General features: G+C 59.6%; 18 protein-coding genes and 2 pseudogenes. 7 read left to right on the plus strand and 13 right to left on the minus strand.

From position 1 onward, the window contains the following. From DC522_RS27865 to DC522_RS27890, 6 genes and pseudogenes are all read right to left on the minus strand, one after another. Positions 1-115 (minus strand): annotated as a pseudogene (locus DC522_RS27865) (protocatechuate 3,4-dioxygenase subunit beta); the annotation flags it as partial. A gap of 70 nt (positions 116-185) precedes the next feature. Continuing rightward, the gene (locus DC522_RS27870) at positions 186-2,075 is read right to left on the minus strand and encodes a bifunctional sugar phosphate isomerase/epimerase/4-hydroxyphenylpyruvate dioxygenase family protein (protein WP_116531812.1); all 1,890 of its coding nucleotides are present in this window, start codon (positions 2,073-2,075) and stop codon (positions 186-188) included. An 84-nt stretch (positions 2,076-2,159) separates the two neighbouring features. Beyond that, the gene (locus DC522_RS27875) at positions 2,160-3,176 is read right to left on the minus strand and encodes a TRAP transporter substrate-binding protein (protein ID WP_116531813.1); all 1,017 of its coding nucleotides are present in this window, start codon (positions 3,174-3,176) and stop codon (positions 2,160-2,162) included. Between the two features lie 73 nt (positions 3,177-3,249). Continuing rightward, a complete protein-coding gene (locus tag DC522_RS27880) occupies positions 3,250-4,530 on the minus strand; it encodes a TRAP transporter large permease (protein ID WP_116531814.1) in 1,281 nt (426 codons plus the stop codon). Continuing rightward, positions 4,527-5,132 (minus strand): TRAP transporter small permease, encoded by a 606-nt coding sequence (locus DC522_RS27885; RefSeq protein WP_116531815.1) that lies wholly within the window; start codon positions 5,130-5,132, stop codon positions 4,527-4,529. The genes DC522_RS27880 and DC522_RS27885 overlap by 4 nt, the downstream gene beginning before the upstream one ends. A 50-nt stretch (positions 5,133-5,182) precedes the next feature. Next, positions 5,183-6,151, minus strand: a complete 969-nt coding sequence (locus tag DC522_RS27890; RefSeq protein WP_245444618.1) for a shikimate dehydrogenase — start codon at positions 6,149-6,151, stop codon at positions 5,183-5,185. Between the two features lie 343 nt (positions 6,152-6,494). Here DC522_RS27890 and DC522_RS27895 point away from each other — a divergent pair, with 343 nt between their 5' ends. Further along, on the plus strand, positions 6,495-7,163 hold the full coding sequence (locus tag DC522_RS27895) for a TetR/AcrR family transcriptional regulator (RefSeq protein ID WP_165820341.1): 669 nt from the start codon (positions 6,495-6,497) through the stop codon (positions 7,161-7,163). Between the two features lie 34 nt (positions 7,164-7,197). Here the strand turns inward: DC522_RS27895 and DC522_RS35080 are convergent, their stop codons facing one another. Continuing rightward, entirely contained in the window at positions 7,198-7,374 is a 177-nt protein-coding gene (locus tag DC522_RS35080) for a hypothetical protein (RefSeq protein ID WP_165820342.1), read from the minus strand. A gap of 406 nt (positions 7,375-7,780) precedes the next feature. Here DC522_RS35080 and aroQ (DC522_RS27900) point away from each other — a divergent pair, with 406 nt between their 5' ends. Together aroQ (DC522_RS27900) and DC522_RS27905 are read left to right on the plus strand one after the other, a co-directional pair. Then, complete coding sequence (gene aroQ, locus DC522_RS27900; protein WP_116531817.1) at positions 7,781-8,230, plus strand: type II 3-dehydroquinate dehydratase; 450 nt, start codon at positions 7,781-7,783, stop codon at positions 8,228-8,230. Positions 8,231-8,293: 63 nt separating this feature from the next. Then, positions 8,294-9,076: a GntR family transcriptional regulator gene (locus tag DC522_RS27905; RefSeq protein WP_165820343.1), complete on the plus strand. Its 783-nt coding sequence runs from the start codon at positions 8,294-8,296 to the stop codon at positions 9,074-9,076. A 110-nt stretch (positions 9,077-9,186) separates the two neighbouring features. Here the strand turns inward: DC522_RS27905 and DC522_RS27910 are convergent. The 6 genes and pseudogenes from DC522_RS27910 to DC522_RS27935 form a co-directional block, all read right to left on the minus strand. Continuing rightward, positions 9,187-10,211, minus strand: a pseudogene (locus DC522_RS27910) (TRAP transporter substrate-binding protein). 475 nt (positions 10,212-10,686) lie between these two features. Then, a complete protein-coding gene (locus tag DC522_RS27915; protein WP_116531819.1) occupies positions 10,687-11,703 on the minus strand; it encodes a TRAP transporter substrate-binding protein in 1,017 nt (338 codons plus the stop codon). A gap of 82 nt (positions 11,704-11,785) precedes the next feature. Further along, on the minus strand, positions 11,786-12,277 hold the full coding sequence (rraA, locus tag DC522_RS27920; protein WP_116531820.1) for a ribonuclease E activity regulator RraA: 492 nt from the start codon (positions 12,275-12,277) through the stop codon (positions 11,786-11,788). Between the two features lie 10 nt (positions 12,278-12,287). Beyond that, positions 12,288-13,091 (minus strand): 4-hydroxy-2-oxoheptanedioate aldolase, encoded by an 804-nt coding sequence (hpaI, locus tag DC522_RS27925; RefSeq protein WP_116531821.1) that lies wholly within the window; start codon positions 13,089-13,091, stop codon positions 12,288-12,290. A 13-nt stretch (positions 13,092-13,104) separates the two neighbouring features. After that, the gene (hpaH, locus tag DC522_RS27930) at positions 13,105-13,887 is read right to left on the minus strand and encodes a 2-oxo-hept-4-ene-1,7-dioate hydratase (protein ID WP_116531822.1); all 783 of its coding nucleotides are present in this window, start codon (positions 13,885-13,887) and stop codon (positions 13,105-13,107) included. Positions 13,888-13,950: 63 nt separating this feature from the next. Continuing rightward, on the minus strand, positions 13,951-14,844 hold the full coding sequence (locus tag DC522_RS27935; protein WP_116531823.1) for a dioxygenase: 894 nt from the start codon (positions 14,842-14,844) through the stop codon (positions 13,951-13,953). 255 nt (positions 14,845-15,099) lie between these two features. Here DC522_RS27935 and DC522_RS27940 point away from each other — a divergent pair, with 255 nt between their 5' ends. The 4 genes from DC522_RS27940 to DC522_RS27955 all read left to right on the plus strand — a co-directional run bounded on the left by DC522_RS27940 (position 15,100) and on the right by DC522_RS27955 (position 18,426). After that, entirely contained in the window at positions 15,100-15,831 is a 732-nt protein-coding gene (locus tag DC522_RS27940) for a GntR family transcriptional regulator (protein ID WP_245444620.1), read from the plus strand. Between the two features lie 54 nt (positions 15,832-15,885). Then, positions 15,886-16,725 carry a sugar phosphate isomerase/epimerase gene (locus DC522_RS27945; RefSeq protein WP_245444622.1) on the plus strand — a complete coding sequence of 280 codons (840 nt, stop codon included), beginning with the start codon at positions 15,886-15,888 and terminating at the stop codon, positions 16,723-16,725. 149 nt (positions 16,726-16,874) lie between these two features. After that, the gene (gene aroQ / locus DC522_RS27950) at positions 16,875-17,324 is read left to right on the plus strand and encodes a type II 3-dehydroquinate dehydratase (RefSeq protein WP_116531824.1); all 450 of its coding nucleotides are present in this window, start codon (positions 16,875-16,877) and stop codon (positions 17,322-17,324) included. Positions 17,325-17,388: 64 nt separating this feature from the next. After that, positions 17,389-18,426: a Gfo/Idh/MocA family protein gene (locus tag DC522_RS27955; protein ID WP_116531825.1), complete on the plus strand. Its 1,038-nt coding sequence runs from the start codon at positions 17,389-17,391 to the stop codon at positions 18,424-18,426. Positions 18,427-18,578: the final 152 nt, after the last annotated feature.

The following is an 18,578-nucleotide window of genomic DNA, read 5'->3' on the forward strand; positions in this document are numbered from 1 at the left end:
CGAGCGAGAGCAGCGGATATCGTGGGGAGCGCAGGATGGAGGTCTTGTATTGCGGCGTGAAAGCCGGCGGGTGCCAGCTCCTGTCCCGTTGATAGAATCCACCTTCCAGGCTCATACTCTCCTCCTGCCGGGACTCTTTCACTTCACTCGGCATGTTTTCGCTGTGCATAGGGGCACTCCCTGATTCATCTGAGCCTCGGCATAGTCGGCGGAGGCGCCAGACGCGTTTGCGCGGCAAGGCGGATGGGGGCATTCACTGCGCCAAAGCCCTTATATCCGCGACGCTCCACAATCTCGAAGAAGAACCCGTTCTCTAGCGTTCTCGTGTAGACCTGGAAGAACTCGGCTGTGCCCTCCCGATCGTAAAGGATGTTGCCGGCTCGCAGGCGTTCGATCTCCTCTTCCGAGAGATCTGTGCGCGCCTCGAGGTCTTCGTAGTAGTTCTCAGGGATAGGCAGCAACTCGACACCATTCGCTTTCAGCCGTTCGATCGTCGCGAAGATATCAGAGGTGGCCAGAGCGATATGCTGAACCCCTGAGCCGAACATATCCGTCAGGAAGCGGGACGACTGGGTCTGCCGGCTCTGAGAGGCGTTGAGAGCGAGACAGAATGTTCCATCACTGGTCTCCACCACCTGGCTTTGCACGACGCCGCCAGGATCAATCACGTTCTGGACCGGCGTCTTCTGCACATCGAGCAGGGAGACGTAGAAGAGAAGCCACGTCAGCATCTCCTCATAAAACATCGACTGGGACACATGATCGAAGACAGTGAGCCCTGCGCCCGTAAAATCGCCATTGTTCACGCGCTCGAAGTCCGTGTCCCAAAGACGGTCGAGCCCACTTTTTTGATCGACGAAGTAGATCAGGCTTCCGCCCAAACCTCGAACGGCTGGAATGTCCAACTCTCCCGGGCCCACAGCCTGCCGGAAGGGCTGATCCAGGAGCCGGATGGCGCGATCAATCGTCGCTGGTGCATCATCGACCCGCAATGCAATGGCACAAACGGATGGTCCATGGGTGATGTTGAAGGAATGAGCAAAGCCCTCCTTGTCACGGTTCACCACTATGTTGATGTCGCCCTGGCGCCACTGCGTGACATCCTTCGAGCGATGCTTGCCAGCCTTAGCGAAGCCAAGTCCCCGAAGAACGTGCTCAAAAGGCTTCGCACTTCTCTCGTCCATGGCAAACTCGACGAACTCCACTCCACGGCAAGTCGCGCGAGGGGGAAGCTCCGGCAAACCCGGGACCGAAACGCTCGTCCGTCGCTGGAGCTGATCGAGCATGAAGAGCAGCGAGCGCTGCCCATCGAGCGCAACGCTGCGGGCGGATCCTGCCCGGAAGCGGTCATTGAAGATCTCAAGCGAGAGCAAGCCGTCAAAACCCGTTGCCTGCAGGGAGTCCATGAAGGCGTCAATGGGCAGATCCCCTTGGCCTGGGAAACAGCGATAATGTCGGCTCCAAGACAGGTAGTCCATATCAAGGCGTGGCGCGTCGGCCATCTGGACGAGGAAGATCCGATCCTTTGGAATCGAACGGATTGTTGTCAAATCCGTCTCACGCGCGAGGATATGGAAGGAATCGAGGACGAGACCGACCGCCGGGTGGTTGGCACGGCGGACGACCTCCCAGGCATCGCGATAGTCATTGACGTGTCGGCCCCAGGCCAGCGCCTCGAAGGCAACCCGCATGCCGCGTTTAGCTGCTCGCTCCCCGAGTTCATGGAAATCTGCCGCAGCCCGGTCTATGCCGCCGAGGCTATCGGGTGAGACATTGCTGCAGACCATCAGGAAGTCACAGCCGAGTTCTTGCATGACGTCGAACTTCCGCTCGGCACGCGAGAACACCTTGGCGCGCTTTGGCTCCGGCATCCCCTCGAAGTCCCGGAAAGGTTGGAAGACAGCTGTGGCCAGGCCAAGGTCCTCGACCATACGGCGCACGTCCGTTGGCGTCCCGTTGAAGGACAACAGGTCGTTCTCGAAGATTTCAACCCCCTTGAACTGAGCTGCCGCGATAGCTTGGAGCTTTTCGTCCAATGTACCGCTGAGACAAACAGTGGCGATGGCGGTTTGCACGGCTTTGCTACCTTCGTTTTGCGAGATGCTGATGGTTGTGCTGGCGGCGGTTGTCCGCCAGCACGCATAACATTCGGTAGGGGCTCAGCGCGTTGCGCGGGCCTTCACGACTTCCGCAAAGAGTTCTTTAGAGACAGCCTCGTTCGCTTCCTTCGCGAACTTCTCGGTGACGGGCTTTACCTTGTCCCGCAGCCTTGCGACCTCCTCGGGAGACAGCTCCGTCAGCTGCATGCCCTGGGCCTTGAGCTGCTCAACCGCCTTGGCCTCGGCATCACGGGAGACCTGACGCTGGTAGGCTTTCGCCTCCGCAGCGGCCTCTTCAATGAGCTTTCTCTCTTCAGGGTCATAGCGATCCCAAACACGCTTGCTGAAGATCAGGATCTGCGGGTTGTACACGTGCCGGGTAAAGGTGAGAAATTTCTGGACCTCGGCGAACTTCGACGTCTGGATGACGGTCGCGGGGTTTTCCTGGCCATCGACGGTCTTCTGCTCCAACGCCGTGTAGAGTTCCGGAAACGGCAGCGGCACGGCGTTGGCCCCGAGCGTGTTGAACAGCTCGATGTAGAGCGGCGACTGCACGACGCGAACCTTGAGGCCCTGAATGTCCTCGAGTTTCGTCACAGGACGTCGGCTGTTTGTGAGATTGCGGAAGCCAAGATCCCAGTAACCGAGGCCGACAAGGTTCTTGGGAGCGAGAGACTCTGAGAGCTTCTGGCCGAAGGGGCCGTCCACCACGGCGTCCGCCTGCTTCGCACTGTCGAACAGGAACGGCAGGTCAAAGAGGCCAAACTCCTTGATTTGGCCGACGAGCAGGCCGGCGTTCAGGACCGTGATATCAATGGTGCCGCCTTGGAGCGCTGAGACGGTTTGCAGATCGCCGCCGAGCTGACCGCTGGGGAACAGACGGACCTTGATCTTGCCGCCACTCTTCTGCTCGACCAGTTCCGCGAACTTCTTGGCCCCCTGCCCTTGTGGATGCTCCTGCGCGTTCTGGAACGCAAAGCGAATGGTGCGCTCTTTGATCTCGGCGTTCGCTGAACCTGGCAACAGAAATGCGCTGCTCAACAGGACGCTACCGATGATCTTACCGAAATGCTTCATAACTCTGATCTCCCTCACGTTTCCTCAGAATGGTTTGTCGGTGCGCGGCACCATGGTTGTGGATTGTCGTCTGCTACCCTCCGATCAGTTTGGCTGGCCACATGACGAGCTGCGGGAACAGCACCATCAGGAACAGCACGACAAGCTGCGCCAGCAGGAAGGGCCAGACACCCTTCATCAGGTCTTCCATGCTGATGCGCGAGACGCCGGCCACGACATTGAGCACTGTGCCGACCGGCGGCGTGATCAGGCCGATCGAGTTGTTCACGATGAACAGGACGCCAAAGTAGACCGGGTCGATTCCCGCCGCCTTGATCACCGGCATCAGGATCGGGGTCAGGATTAGGATGGTCGGCGTCATGTCCATCGCCGTGCCGACGATCACCACAATCACCATGATGGCCACGAGCAGCATCGTCTGGTTGTCCATAAACGGCTGGAGCAGGTCGACCACGGAGGTGGCGATCTCCGATACCGTGATCAGCCAAGCCGAGACCAGCGCGGCGGCCACCAGCAGCATGACGACAGCTGTTGTCTGGGCCGATGTCACGAACACCGCAAACAGTTCCGAGATCTTGAGCTCGCGGTAGACGAACACCGCCACGATCAGCGAGTACACCGCCGCCACCACGGCTGCCTCCGTCGGCGTGAAGACCCCGAACTTCAGTCCGAAGATGATGATGAAGGGCAGGACCAAGGCCCAGACACCCTCGCGCAACGCCCGCAGGATCTCGCGGGCGGACTTCTTGGGCGGGCTGACGATGGTCTCCTTGCGCACCTCCCACCACCAGGCGAAAGCGAGGCCGAGGCCGATGAGGATGCCGGGAACCAGGCCGGCCAAGAACAGCTTGGTGATCGACACGCCGCCTACCACGCCGAAGATCACGAAGCCGATGCTGGGCGGGATCACCGGTCCGATGACGCCCGAAGCCGCGATCAGCCCGCCGGAGCGCGCTTTGTCGTGGCCGGCCTGCACCATCATCGGCACGAGCAAGGCCGAGAGCGCCGCCGCGTCGGCCACCGCAGAGCCCGACAGGGCCGACAGGATGCAGGCAGCGAGGATCGCCACGTAGCCCAAGCCACCCTTGATGTGTCCGACCAGCGCGAGAGCGACATTGACGATGCGCTTCGACAAGCCGCCGGTGTTCATGATCTCACCGGCCAGCATGAAAAAGGGCACGGCTAGCAACGGAAAACTATCGGCTCCGTTGATGATGTTCTGCGCCACGATCTGGGCGTCGAACATATCCATGTAGACCATCAGGGCGATGCCGCTGATGAGCAGGGCGTAGGCGATCGGCATGCCGATGGCCATGGTGCCGAGAAGGGAACCGACAAAGATGGCGATGGTCATGACTGCGCCCTCCGAGGTCCGGCTGCGGGGGTGGCAAGCTCGCTTTCGCGGCGGTCGCGCTCGGCGAGCTCGTGCTGCAAGGCCTCAAGCTCCTCCTGCTCCTCCGACTCCTTGACCATGACGAGTTCCTCGTCGGAGAGTTTCCCAGTCACGGTTCGGTAGAGATCGGCAAGCAGAATGAGCCCCGTTGAAATACCGAAAACCACACCAACGCCGTAGAACCAGCCGGTGGACAGACCAGAGGCCGGTGCCGCCACATCCCAGTTGATCAGGGTCTGCTCCCAGCTGCCCTGGAGGAGAAGCCAAGTGGCGTAGAGCATGAGGACTTGGCTGACGATGAGGCAGGCACGCTTGCCGACATTGGGCAGACGCTTGACCAAGGTGTCCACGCCAAGATGACCGCGCGCTCGCAGGGCCACAATCGCGCCGAGAAAGGTGAGCCAGACGAACAGCCAGCGCGAGAGCTCTTCGGAGACGGTGATGCCCGAATTGAATGCGTAGCGCAGCACCACATTACCGAAGACCAGGACCACCATGATGGCCAAGAAAAGCGCAATCAGGATCTTCAGCAGCTTAAAGTAGCCTTCCACAATCATGTTCATCGGCGTTTCCTCTGGTTTGCGTCCTTATTGGTTTTATTGATCTGGACGCGTCACATCGATTGAAAGTGTTGCCTCATTCGCTCCGGATCGGGCTCAATGCCGGTGAAAAGACGGAAGGCTCCGACAGCCTGGAACACAGCCATGCCGCCGCCGCCCATGGTGCGGCAGCCCAGGGCACGGGCTGTTCGCAGCAGTTCCGTCTCAAGGGGGAAGTAGACAATGTCCGCAACCCAGACGCCTGGGTGCAGAAGAGGCGCGGGAAGTGCCATGCCGGGATATTTGGCCATTCCGACGGGCGTTGTGTTGACAATGCCGTTCGCACGCGACACTGCCGGCTTGAGGTCATCGGCCGCCGCAGCGCGCTCGCCGCCAAAGCGCTCGCACAGTTCGGAAGCGAGCTGCTCAGCACGGCTCTTGTCCGTATCGACGATCTCAAGCGTACCGACGCCAACGGTCAGCAGGGCGTGTGCCACAGCGGCACCCGCGCCACCGGCCCCGAACTGCACAACCCGTTCACGGGCGAGATCCATCAGTTCGCGCTTAAAGCTCTCCGCGAAGCCCCACCAGTCGGTGTTGTGTCCGATGCTACGCCCCTCGCGAAACACGACCGTATTGACAGCACCGAGGGCTTGGGCATCCGGTGTCAGTTCATCCAGCAGTGGGATGATGGCCTGTTTGCAGGGGTATGTGACGTTCAACCCGGCAAAGCCCATACGTTGGGCACCTGTGACAAGCTCAGGCAGAGATTCTGGTCCGAGGCGGAGCACGTCGAGATCGATCAGCTTGTAGATGTAACGGAGGCCCTGCTCGGCTCCTTCCCGCTCATGCATGGCGGGCGTGCGGGAGGCCTGGATGCCGGATCCGATCAGACCAACCAGGACAGATTGGGCGGAGGCGTACTGTGCTGCCAGGCTGGAGTTGCCGATGCTGCCACTGCCGGTCTCAGCCGACTGGAAACAGACAGTACCTGCATGAAGCATGGGATCAGCGCGTCGGATGCCTTCAATGGGCATGACCATGACGTCCCTCTTGGTGATCCGACGCTTAGGTCGGAGCAGTTTCCTCGCTATTGCCCGGGATCGAGGCATTTCTCTGCTCTCGACTGCTTGCGTCCACCGGGCGACGCCATTAATGTACGAACTAGTTAGTATAGTCAACAGGGATCATCGGTGTTTTTTACGTGCGCCTCTACGTCCTTAGGCGAACAGATATTGCGCCCTCCAGTTAGTTTGGTACTTGGGAGCTTTCACGTTGACGCTAAGGCGAACTTGCTCTCAAAACGGGCTTGGGTCTGAGCCATTTCCCAAGAGGCTTAGGTGAGAAGAGGCTGGTCGATGGTGTGCCATGAAGGATGTAACCGCCATGCATGACATTAAACCTTCCAGTCATGCCGCGAAGCGGTCGACCTCCGGCCGTGGCGGGTACGATCCCGAATTGACCCGGCAGAACATCTTGGCAATAGCAACCAAGGAATTCGCGGAGAAAGGCTATAGCGGAGCACGCGTCGACGAGATCGCCGCCCAGACAAACACCAGCAAACGGATGATCTATTATTACTTTGAGGACAAGGAAGGGTTGTTCGTTGCGGTGCTCGAAGACGCCTACCGGCGTATCAGGCAGATCGAAGCGACACTGGACCTAGGCGGTCTTGAGCCCGAGGCTGCCATCCGAGCTCTTGTGGGCTTTACGTTTGATTACCAGAACTCGAATGAAGACTTCATTCGTCTCGTGATGGTCGAGAATATCCACCAAGGCGTCCATCTCGCGCGCTCACGAGCGATCCAGGAATTGAACGTCTCTGTGATCAACACGCTGCGAGGCATCTACGAGCGAGGCGTCAAGGATGGAATCTTCCGGAAAGGCATTGATGAGATCGATCTGCACATGACGATTAGTGCTTTGTGCTTCTTCAACGTCTCGAACCGTGCAACTTTCTCGCAGATCTTCAAGAGAGACATGGCGTCAGCGGACATGCTCGCCAAACGGCGGGAAACCGTAATTGATACGGTTATCCGCTATTTGAAGAAGTGATGTTCCGGTGGCTGGGGCATGGCGACGGCGACGGTCAGCCCAGAAGTGCTGCGTAGCGTTGACGGCGAAGTCCCTGGTGGGTTTGGTCCGCTTCTCCTGCAACCTTAACCATTTTGGCGACGAACTGGCCAAGCAACAGAAGCAGTGAATGTGTGCGGATTTTTGTCTTGTGGTCGGGCAGGTCTTGAACACGGAAGTGGGTGGTGGCCATGAGAGGATCCTTCTCAGAGAGAACGTGGCCTCAGGCGTTTCCTTCTTGATCTTTCTAAAAAAATGGATCGGCTCGCCGCTCTACACCAGCGAAAACGCGACATAGTTCGTCTGCACAGTATGCATACCACAAGCAACAAAGACTTAATTGTCTGCGCCCAGCGCAAGCATTGGTCTCAACAGCAGCGGAGGCGTTCAGAGAATGGTGTGTGTCCAACGGAGGCATCTCGCGCCATCACGGCAGATGCCTCCAGCCGACTTGTCAAGGTCTGGATGAGAATTGACCTTTCGGCTCGCGCTGTCGGAGGTGGCCCGGACAAGAGGCCGGGAGCAGTTTATGGAGCCACCTTCCCACTAGAAGTGCAAACGCGAGATGAGCTTTAGCCAACAGCAACAGGAAAGCCACTATGAGCCGCATCATCTATGTCTTGAATGGCCCCAATCTGAACCTTCTCGGAAAGCGCCAGCCGGCGATCTACGGGTATGAAACCCTATCAGATGTAGAGGCAGAATGCCGCCGCGTCGGGGCTGAACTTAAGCTTGAGATTGAGTTTTATCAAAGCAACGCTGAACATCAGATCATTGACTGGATCCACGAAGCGCGGGAGCGGGCGGCTGGCATCGTCATCAACCCGGCTGCCTTTACCCATACGTCTGTCGCGATCCTCGATGCCCTGAACGCCTGCGAGCTCCCGATCATCGAGGTGCACATCTCGAATGTGCATAAACGTGAGGCGTTCCGCCACCACTCCTATATCTCAACCGTTGCCTCTGGGGTCATCGCCGGTTTCGGGACGCAAGGTTACCAATTGGCTCTTCAGCGGCTTGCGCGTCTCATTGACGAGAGCCAACAATAGCTTTGGCTCCGACGACCATTTGTGCTCCTGCCCACGCAAAAGTTTAGGGGGTGTAAAGTCATGCTGGCAGATCCTTTGCAGCGTGAGACGGTCGGCGAGACCGCCTATCGCCGGATCCGCTCGGACATCGTGTTCGGCCGGCTCATCCCGGGCGAGAAGCTGAAGCTCGACCGGATCAGTGAGGCCTATGATGTAAGTATCAGCACGCTGCGGGAGCTTCTGAACCGGCTGTGCTCAGAGGGCTTAGCCGTCGCTGAAGGCCAGCGTGGGTTTGAGGTGGCGCCCGTCTCGGCAGAGGACTTCCGGGAAGTGGCGGCAATGCGGCAGCTCCTTGAGTGTCACGCCCTTGAGCAGTCCTTCCAACAAGGTGATCTGGATTGGGAAAGCCGGGTTGTCGCCGCCTATCATAAGCTTTCAGTGATCGAGAATCGGATGCTTGCCGGCGACCACTCCGAGCCAGAGATCTGGAAGCAATTCGACTGGCAGTTTCATCACGCGCTGATCTCCGCCTGCGGCTCCAAGGTGCTTCTCGGTACGCATGCTGCCATTTACGATAAGTATCTGCGCTACCAGATGGTGACAGTGGTCTTCCGCGGTGAAACTGCAGCAAACCAGCATCAAAAACTTCTCGAATGCGCCTTGGCGCGAGACTTCGCGACGGCCCAGCAGGTTTTGATTGATCATATTCAGGGTTGCGTCGAGGATGCCCTTGCCCGTGAAACGGACTGGGTGGCGACGTTTGCTTCCAAACGAGCGTCGGACTTGACAGATTCCAGTGACGCACGAGGCAAACAAGTCAGCCGGCGTGGTGATCGTCCTGCCAGGGCGCGATCAACTTCAGCATAGGTCAGTAGGGATTGGGCAGCCTTGGCGTGGTCTTGGAGTTGTGGCTTCGAGGTGCTGTCAATGAGAGCCGGCACCTCCATTGCCAATCGGAGATGATAGAAGCGTCAAGGCTACTGTTTGGTCGAGCGAATTCGCTCCAAGTCCGACATCATCTCTGCTGCACTGGCTTGCCCAAACTCGACGGTGAACTTCTCCTGCACAGCCTTGGTCTTCTCCCTCAGCTTTGTCACTTCAGCCTCCGGCAAGATCGAAAACTCCACCCCCTTAGATTTGAGCTCATCGAGAGCAGTAAGTTCAAACGCCTGAATGGTCTTGCGCTCAAAGTCCTTGGCTTCCTTGGCAGCTTCGGTGATGAGTGCCTGCTCGTCCGGCGTGAGGCGATCCCAGAAGCGCTTGCACATCAAGAAAGCCCAAACGCTGTAGATGTGGTTGGACTGGACTGCGTATTTCTGTACCTCATAGAATTTCGATGCGAGGATGGTGGCGAGGGGATTCTCCTGCCCATCGATGGTCTTGTCTCAAGGGCGGTGTAAGCTTCTGTGAAGGGCATCGGCACCGCATTGGCTCCGAGTTCCCGGAATGTGTCGATGAACAGAGGGCTTTGAATGACCCGTAACTTGAGGCCTGCAAAGTCCTCAGCTTTGGTGATCGGCCTGCGACTGTTTGTTACCTGACGGAAGCCATTTTCCCAGAACCCGAACCCAATCAGGCCCTTCTCAGGAAGCTTGGCCATGAGCTTCTGCCCGAACGGGCCGCCCAATAGGGCACCGGCTTCTTGGCCGCTCTGGATCAGAAACGGCAGATTGATCAGTCCGAATTCCTTCAACCCGGAAATCCCAACCAGAGTTGAGGTGTCGGGGATTGTCATCTCCTGTGTGCCGCCCTGGAGCGCCGAGATCATTGTAACGTCATTCCCGAGAGCGCCACCTGCGAAGAGCCGCACCTTGATCTTGCCGCGACTCTTCTGACTGACTATTTCGGCGAACTTCGTGACCGATTGTCCTTGCGGATGATCGGCACTTAAGCCGATATCAATCTTGATGGTTCGGTCCTTAATGTCGGCGGTATGGGCGTGAGAGAGCACAAAGAAAGCGACAGCTAGTGACGAGGCAAGAAACGTCCTAATCGCCATCATTTCCTGCTCTAAAAGGGGTCCGCCGTTTGATTCTACATCGCTTCCTGTAATGTCCCGACCAGTTATTTAGCCTGTCGGCTTGAAAGCTGAATTCAATTCTACGCCAAAGCCGAACACCCGGCCACATCGCTCAGTTAGGTAGTGATGAAGTCGTCGCTTTGAACGTTTCTCGGAAGTGCCTGGATTCCTGAGACAGAGCGGGTCGAGAATTGCGACGAACTCACAGATCAAAGTCGGCAGCGGGTCGAACCTTCACGTTCCGGCCGCTCAACGAACGTCGATTCTTAAGCGCCGAAGCGGGCCGAGCGCTTACGGCTCATGTGCGCCATTTTCGGACGTTCCGCCGAGTATCTCCGGAATCGCTATTGAATTGCCTCAACGGAAGGTCCGGTTAAGCTCGACATGGCAAGCGCCGAGCCAGCGGCTGCCAAAAAAAGAGGCGGGCCGGGAAGCCAGCCCACCTTAGTCAGGGAGATCAGTTCGTGCCTCGCTTCTTAGCGATCTCGGCGTTCACCTCGGCAACCAGGGCCTCGCCGACTTCCTTCGAATACTTGTCGAGAACCGGTTTGATCTTCTCGCGCATGCGGGCAATCTCCTGAGGTGACACCTCGTTGATCTGCATGCCTTTTTCCTTGAGCAGTGCAATCGCCTTGGCTTCGGCCTCCCGGGAGACCTGGCGCTGGTAGGTCTTGGCCTCGTCGAGGGATGACTGGATGATCTTCTTCTCCTCGTCCGAGAGCTTGTCCCAGCTCTTCTTGCTCATGATCACGGATTGCGGGTTGTAGATGTGACGGGTCGTCGAAACGTACTTCTGCACCTCGTAGAGCTTGGAGTCGGCGATCACTGTAAACGGGTTCTCATGCCCGTCGATGACCTTTTGTTCCATGGCGGTGTACACCTCCGGGAAAGGCATCGCGATCGTATTAGCCCCCAGCGTGTTGAACATGTCGATGAACAATGGCGACTGGAGCACCCGCAGCTTGAGCCCCTGGAGGTCTTCCAACTTGGCGATGGGACGCTTGCTGTTGGTGACGTTGCGGAAGCCAAGCTCGAAGTAGCCTAGTCCGATCAGGCCTTTCTCGGGCAGCTTGTCGAACAGCTTCTTGCCGACAGGGCCATCCGCGACAGCGTCGGCCTCCTGCGGCGTGTTGAACTGGAACGGTAGGTCGAAAACGGCGAATTCCTTCACGACGCCGACCAGCAGGCCTGCATTCAACACCATCAGGTCCAGCGTGCCACCCTGAAGGGCCGACACGTTCTGAAGATCTCCTCCAAGCTGACCACTCGGAAACACTCTGACCTTGATCTTGCCGCCGCTCTTCTGTTCGACGAGCTCGGCGAACTTTTTCGCGCCCTGACCCTGTGGATGCTCCAGGGAATTCTGCTGCGCCCAGCGGAGAGTCCGTTCGCTCACCTGTGCGCTCGCTTCGCCTGCGAGCAAGGCAGCGGCTCCGACGAGAGCTGCTGTGAGTAGTGACTTGAGGTGTCTCATATGTGTTTCCTCCTGGTTAGATACCTCCTCGAAGCGCCATTGTTCTTGTTGCATGCGGCACTCCGAGCATTCGTGATGCGGCTCAGTCGCCCTCGATGATCTCAAGCGCCTGCTCGGAGACCACGATCCTATCCTCATCGGCGTACAGGTGAGCCCCAGGCGTGAAGATCACGCCGCCGAAGGCGACTGGGACATCGACGGCGCCGACGCCGGTCTTCGCACAGCGGCGGGGATTGGTGCCGAGCGCCTTGAGACCGATCTGCATCGCCGCTATCGCGGCGGCATCCCGGATAGCTCCATTGACCACAATCCCGGCCCAGCCATTCTCGATGGCAAGCCCTGCAATCACATCGCCGACAAGGGCGCGATGCAGCAACCCTCCACCGTCAATCACGAGCACACTGCCATGGCCCGGCCGCGACAAGGTTGCACGAACGAGCACGTTGTCCTCACGGCAGGCGACCGTCCGGATGGGCCCATGGAAACGGGTCCGTCCGCCGAAGTCACGAAACTGGAGATCACAAGATTGAAGGACGGCTTCATGGGCATCGATGAGGTCGGCGGTTGCGAACATAAGCCTCTCCTCAACGAGCGTTGGCCACAGAGTGCGGCGAGGACGTATCCTCGGCCTGGAACTGTCGTGCAAGCTTCTCCGTGCCACGGGCTAGGACGCCCAGGTCTACGCCAACGGCGGTAAAGGTCGTGCCGATCTCGATGCAACGCTGGGCGAACACGGTGTCTCCCGTCAGAATACCGGCGGGCTTCCCGCAGGCTCGGATCCGCCGCACGGCATCTTCAACGGCGGCCTTGACGTCAGGGTGCCCCTGGTCCCCGACATGCCCGAGGCTCGCCGCCAAGTCGGCCGGTCCGATAAAGATTCCATCCACGCCGTCAACGGCAGCAATAGCTTCGAGTTCATCGAGCGCTTGCTGGGTTTCGATCTGGACCAGGAGACAGAGCTCATCGGCGGCTCGGCGGGCATAGCCCTCCACCCGGCCGAAGCGGGTTGCGCGGGTGAGAGCCGAGACGCCCCGGACACCATCCGGGGCATAACGGATCGCCGCGACTGCGCTGCGTGCCTCCTCAGCCGACTGAACGTATGGGATGAGTAGTGTCTGAACCCCTATGTCGAGGTAGCGCTTGATCAGCACCGTATCGTTACTCGCCGGCCGAACGATCGGAGAGACATCGTAGGCCGAAACGGCCTGAAGCAGGCCTAACACAATCTCGACGTTGCTGGGCGAGTGCTCCGTATCGAACAGGAGCCAGTCGAACCCCGACCCGGCGACGACCTCTGCCGCATAGGAACTCGACAGGGCGCACCAAAGCCCAATCTGCTGCCGCCCTTCGTTCAACGCCTGCTTGAATCGATTTTCGGGGAGTTGCATCGGCCCTCTCCTGTCAGACGAACGAAACGCCGATCGCTCCAAGCGGCCCATAATCCGCGTGGATCACGTCGCCCGGCGCAACGGACACGGGCCGCGTGAAGGAGCCCGCAAGGACGATCTGGCCCTTCTCGAGCCGGGCGCCCACGGCGTGGAGCTTGTTGACGAGCCAGGCGATTCCCGCAGCCGGATGGCCCATGATGGCGGCCGACACGCCAGACTCTTCGATGATGCCATTCTTCGAGAGCGTGGCGCCGACCCATCGGATATCGACATCCATGGGACGAACGGTCCGGCCGCCCACAATCATGCCGCCGGCCGCCGCATTGTCGGCAATCGTGTCCGTGATCGCACGGGGCACTTCCGTCCGGTAGTCGATGATCTCGAGGGCCGGCACGACGAACTCGGTCGCCCGCATGACGTCGTAGATCTGAATGCCCGGCCCCTCCAGCGTTTCGCTCATGACGAAGGCAAGCTCCACCTCGAGCCGGGGCGCCATAAAGCGCCCGGCCGGGATCTGGGCGCCATCCCGGTACAGCATGTCGTCCGTCAGATAGCCGTAGTCGGGCTCGGTGATCTTGGACGCCATCTGCATGGCGCGGGACGTCAAACCGATCTTATGGCCGATGATCCGGGCGCCGTCCGCGATCCTTTTCTGGGCCCACATGCCCTGGATGGCATAGGCATCCTCCAGCTCGATGTTGGGAAAGGTCCGGCTCAACTGCGGAATGACTCTCCGCTCGCGATCGGCGTTGTAGAGATCCTCTGCGCCGCGGCGGCGCTCGTCATCGGTCAGCATCGTGGCATCCGTTCATACATGGGGCCAGCCGGCGGCTGCCGCGGGCCAGGTCTGGGACAAGGGTTACTTGATCGGCGGCTTCGGCAGGCGGGCTTCGCCCGGCTCCATCACGAATGTGTAGTCGAGCGAGTACCAGGGCACTTCCACGTCGGGCTCGCTTGGATGCGGTTCGTCATGGCGGTCGAACTTGCCGACGAGCGCACGGGTCACGCCGAACTGAACGTCCGTCTCAAGGTTCGGATCGTCGTCGGCATAGACCTGCGAGATCAGGGTTTTGTAACCCTCCTTGAACACGAGGGCATGAACATGAGCCGGCCGGAAGGGATGCCGGTTCTGCGCCTCGAGCAATCGTCCGACGACGCCGTCCGTCGGGATTGGATAGCCTGCGGGCTTCACGGAGCGGAACCAGATGCGGCCGTCAGCATCGGTCGTGAACTTGCCACGCAGGTTCATGTCGGCCTGGTCAGGGTCCTGGTTCTCGTAGAGGCCGACGGGTGAGGAATGCCAGATATCCACCTCGGCGCCAGCAATCGGCTGCCCCTCCCGATCCACGACTCGCATCGTCACGAACATCGTTGGGCCAGGCGTATCGGATCGGATAATCGAGCCGCCGTTCTCAACACGTGGCGAGTTCAGGCGCCAGAATGGACCGAGCAGCGACTGAGAGGTCTCCGTCGTGCCGTTATCGCCGTTGTTCAGGAGACACACGAGGGACGACACGCCAAGCGAACCGGCCATCAGGACTATCTCGTTGTGGGTGTCGCTCGCCAGCTTTCCCATCTCATTCAGGATGGCAGTGGCGTCGCGGAATTCCTCCTCCGTCAGGCGGACCTCGCGGACGAAGCCGTGCAGGTGGCGAATGAGCGAGACCATGATCTGACGCAGGCGCGGATCCGTCGTTTGCTCCATGACGATAAGAGCGGCTGTTGTGACGTCTTCCTGACGCTGGATGATCATCCGTTCCCTCCTCAAAGGCCTCTTGTAGCGGTCGAGCGGCTCGGCCAACCCTCTTGTCGGGGTTTAGAATGATCGTTTAATTACGAATAATCGATTATCTTGTCAATCGGCGATTATTGGTGGTATCTTCGCAGCGAGTGAGGCTCGGCGTTCGCATTCGCCTGATTGTTTGTATTGTGTTGCATAGGGACCTGCCTGGTCCGCTCGCAGTTGAGCCGTGAAGCTGAGGCAAAGGGTCCATATTGGAGGTCAGGAGTGATCGTCGGTGAGATGAAGGTCATGCAGCACCCGCCCGAAGACGGGGAGAAGAAGACGATCGCCAGCAGGGTTTCGCACGAGATCCGTCAGGCGATCCTTCGGGGCGACATGAAGCCGGGCTCGAAAATCAACCTCGACCGGCTGCGCACCGGCTACGACATCAGCCTCAGCCCCCTGCGCGAAGCCCTCTCGCGCCTGGTCGCGGATGGACTGGTCGAACTGGAGGATCTGCGCGGTTACCGGGTTGCTCCAGTCTCCACAAGCAACCTCGCCGAAGTGACCCGCCTTCGCGTCGAGTTCGAATCGCTCGCTCTCAAACACTCCATCGAACAGGGCGATCTCGAATGGGAGAGCGACGTCATGCGCTCGCTCTACCGCCTCAATCGTATCGAGCGCGATCCCTCCCGTCCGGCGAGCCTGGAAGCCTGGGAAGAGGCCCACCACGACTTCCACCGGCAGTTGATCCAAGGCTGTGGGATGCCTCTTCTCCTGCGTTTCTGCTCAGTGCTGCATAACCTGAACGACCGCTATCGCAGAATCTTCCTTGCGACGAATCCGGGCGACTGCGACGTCCGGGGCGAACACAGCGCGATTGCTGAGGCGGCCGTGGCACGACGATCATCAGAGGCCTGCGAGACCTTGCGCCGTCACATCGACAGAACCGGCACCAACCTCAAGAGGGCCCTGGCTGCGGCTCTCAACGACGCTTCGCAAGCTGACGGCGACTGACGCCGCGGTCCGAAACCAAGCGGCGAAAAGGCCGCGGATCTGGGAGGAACCATCGTGATCATTGCCAAAGACGCACCGCCGCTCGGGCTGGCTCATTTCACAGTCCTGGAGGTTCCGCCACTTGACCTCGTCAGCCTGGCGGCAAGGATCGGCTATGCAGCCGTGGGCCTTCGGTTGCACCCTGCATTCCCAGGAGCCCCTTACTACACCATCCCGGTCGGCAGCAGCGCCATGCGCGAGATGAGGGAGCGCATGCAAGGCGAAGGGGTCAGCGTCTACGACATCGAGTTCGTGATCATCGACCCTGACTTTGCGGCGACACGGCTGACGGCGATACTCGAATCCGCAGGTGAGTTGGGAGCCAGGAGGCTGAGCGTCTGCGGTGACGATCCGGATCGTGGTCGGCTCGAAGCGAACTTCGCCAAACTCTGCGATCTGGCCGCCGGCTTCGGCATGGGCGTAGATCTGGAGTGCATGGCCTGGCGACAGGTCTCCAGCTTTCCGGAAGCCGTTAGGGTCGTTGAGGCAGCGGGCCGCCCCAACGGCGGTGCTCTCGTCGATGCCCTCCACCTCTCGCGCACAGGTGGGTCTCCCAGCGATCTCAAGGCCGTATCGCCACAACGGATCCGCAGCGCACAGCTCTGCGATGCTCCGGCAACGCGACCGGGATCAACCGAGGCCATCATCGAGGAAGCCCGGTCCAGGCGTCTCCCGCCCGGTCACGGAGATCTGCCCCTATGTGAACTGCTCGCCATGCTGCCGGACGATGTATGCCTTTCGGTTGAGGTCCCGATGGACAGCACGGCGCCAGCGGAGGCTCGCGCCCGGCACGTCTTCGAGGCGACCCAAACCCTGTTTGAGAGCTGCCGGGTCCAGGATCTGCAATCGCCGTAGCCGCTTCTCCGAGGAAGGCCACGCATCATCGGCCCCTAGGCTGAGGACATCCCATTTCCCGACGGCTCGCGCGGGAGAGCAATGACGGTGGGGCCGCATCGGGCGCCTCTGCTGACACCAAGATACAAGACTACAACAGGAAAAACGCCATGAGCCGCATCGTCTACGTCCTGAACGGTCCCAATCTGAACCTACTCGGAAAGCGCCAGCCTGCGATCTACGGCTACGAGACCCTCGCCGATGTGGAGGCGGATTGCCGGCGGGTGGCACAGGAGCTCAATCTCGAGATTGCGTTCCACCAAAGCAACGCCGAGTATCAGATCATTGACTGGATCCATGAAGCCCGGGAGCGTGCGGCTGGCATCGTCATCAACCCGGCTGCCTTCACGCATACCTCGGTCGCCATTCTCGATGCGCTGAATACCTGCGAGTTCCCGATCATCGAGGTGCATATCTCGAATGTGCATAGACGGGAGGCGTTCCGGCATCATTCCTATGTCTCAACCGTTGCCTCCGGGGTCATCGCTGGTTTCGGGACGCAAGGGTACCCGTTGGCCCTTCAGCGCCTCGCCCGCCTTATCGATCAGTCCCAGAACTAATCTAGCAAAGCTGGCGGAGAACCCGCGCCGGTTCGTTCCGTCTCATGATCGAGGGGGAGATGCGATGACCAGGAAAGTGAAGCTCGCCGTGCTCGGCGCTGGGCTGATCGGCAAAAGGCACATCGAGCATGTGCGAGCCGCACCCGACGCAGAACTCATGGCCGTCGTCGATCCCTCACCGACTGGGAAGGCCCTGGCCGAGGACATCGGGGTTGGGTGGGCTCCAAGCTTCTCCGCTCTGATCGAGATAGGTCGGCCTGACGCGATCATCATCGCAACGCCGAACCAAGTCCACGTCGCCAACGGCTTGGAAAGTGTCGCCGCCGGCATCCCTGCTCTGGTGGAGAAGCCAATTGCTGATGACATCGACTCAGCAAAAAACCTTGTGGAAGCGGCCGAGAGTGCCGGTGTGCCCCTCCTGGTCGGCCACCATCGTCGCCACAATCCGCTGATCCAGAAGGCGAAGGAAACAATCGAGTCCGGTCGGCTGGGCCGGATCCTGGCGGTTCATGGCACCTGTTGGTTCTATAAGCCCGACGACTATTTCGACATTGCCTGGCGGCGCGAGAAAGGTGCAGGTCCCGTCTTCCTCAATCTCATCCATGACGTCGACAGTCTCCGCTATCTCTGCGGCGAGGTCGTCTCCGTGCAAGCGATTGAGTCCAACGCGGCCCGTGGGAACGCCGTCGAGGATAGCGCTGCCATTCTGTTGCGCTTTGAGAGCGGAGCTCTCGGAACCATCACCGTGTCCGACGCGATCGTCGCGCCATGGAGTTGGGAACTCACGACAGGCGAAAATCCTGCCTATCCGCAGACTGGTGAGGCTTGCTATCAGATCGGGGGCACCCATGCGTCCATGACGATCCCGTACTTGGATGTCTGGTACAACAACCAGAAAAGAGGCTGGCATGAGCCTATCCATCAGGAGCGGATTCGTGTCGATCAGGCGGACCCTCTCGCTTTGCAGATCCGCCATTTCTGCCGGGTCATTCGTGGCGAGGAAGCCCCACGTGTCTCAGGGAGAGAAGGTCTGAACACTCTTAAAGTTATAGCGGCTGTGAAGCAGGCGGCAGAGACGGGGCAGCTCATTCGTCTCGGATAGCTGGTGCCAGTCGATGGCCGCAGCTCACACCGTGCTGGTGAAGTGCACTCCGCTGCTTGAACGTCTGGAAAGGGTCCAGCCTGTGTGGAAACGCGTTGATCTGCTAAGCTGATGTTGATCAGCGGAGGGCCGGATGAAGCGTTTCGTTGAAG

It is taken from the genome of Microvirga sp. KLBC 81 (genome assembly GCF_003075415.1).
In the GTDB taxonomy this organism is placed as follows: domain Bacteria; phylum Pseudomonadota; class Alphaproteobacteria; order Rhizobiales; family Beijerinckiaceae; genus Microvirga.

What these genes read in the sequence shown, in the direction of transcription:
- DC522_RS27880 (WP_116531814.1), bottom strand. Translation starts at nt 4,530, where the DNA reads ATGACCATCGCCATCTTTGTCGGTTCCCTTCTCGGCACCATGGCCATC.
- hpaH (WP_116531822.1), bottom strand. Translation starts at nt 13,887, where the DNA reads ATGCTGACCGATGACGAGCGCCGCCGCGGCGCAGAGGATCTCTACAAC.
- aroQ (WP_116531824.1), top strand. Translation starts at nt 16,875, where the DNA reads ATGAGCCGCATCGTCTACGTCCTGAACGGTCCCAATCTGAACCTACTC.
- hpaI (WP_116531821.1), bottom strand. Translation starts at nt 13,091, where the DNA reads ATGCAACTCCCCGAAAATCGATTCAAGCAGGCGTTGAACGAAGGGCGG.
- DC522_RS27895 (WP_165820341.1), top strand. Translation starts at nt 6,495, where the DNA reads ATGCATGACATTAAACCTTCCAGTCATGCCGCGAAGCGGTCGACCTCC.
- rraA (WP_116531820.1), bottom strand. Translation starts at nt 12,277, where the DNA reads ATGTTCGCAACCGCCGACCTCATCGATGCCCATGAAGCCGTCCTTCAA.
- DC522_RS27915 (WP_116531819.1), bottom strand. Translation starts at nt 11,703, where the DNA reads ATGAGACACCTCAAGTCACTACTCACAGCAGCTCTCGTCGGAGCCGCT.
- aroQ (WP_116531817.1), top strand. Translation starts at nt 7,781, where the DNA reads ATGAGCCGCATCATCTATGTCTTGAATGGCCCCAATCTGAACCTTCTC.
- DC522_RS27875 (WP_116531813.1), bottom strand. Translation starts at nt 3,176, where the DNA reads ATGAAGCATTTCGGTAAGATCATCGGTAGCGTCCTGTTGAGCAGCGCA.
- DC522_RS27935 (WP_116531823.1), bottom strand. Translation starts at nt 14,844, where the DNA reads ATGATCATCCAGCGTCAGGAAGACGTCACAACAGCCGCTCTTATCGTC.
- DC522_RS27955 (WP_116531825.1), top strand. Translation starts at nt 17,389, where the DNA reads ATGACCAGGAAAGTGAAGCTCGCCGTGCTCGGCGCTGGGCTGATCGGC.
- DC522_RS27885 (WP_116531815.1), bottom strand. Translation starts at nt 5,132, where the DNA reads ATGAACATGATTGTGGAAGGCTACTTTAAGCTGCTGAAGATCCTGATT.
- DC522_RS35080 (WP_165820342.1), bottom strand. Translation starts at nt 7,374, where the DNA reads ATGGCCACCACCCACTTCCGTGTTCAAGACCTGCCCGACCACAAGACA.
- DC522_RS27890 (WP_245444618.1), bottom strand. Translation starts at nt 6,151, where the DNA reads ATGGTCATGCCCATTGAAGGCATCCGACGCGCTGATCCCATGCTTCAT.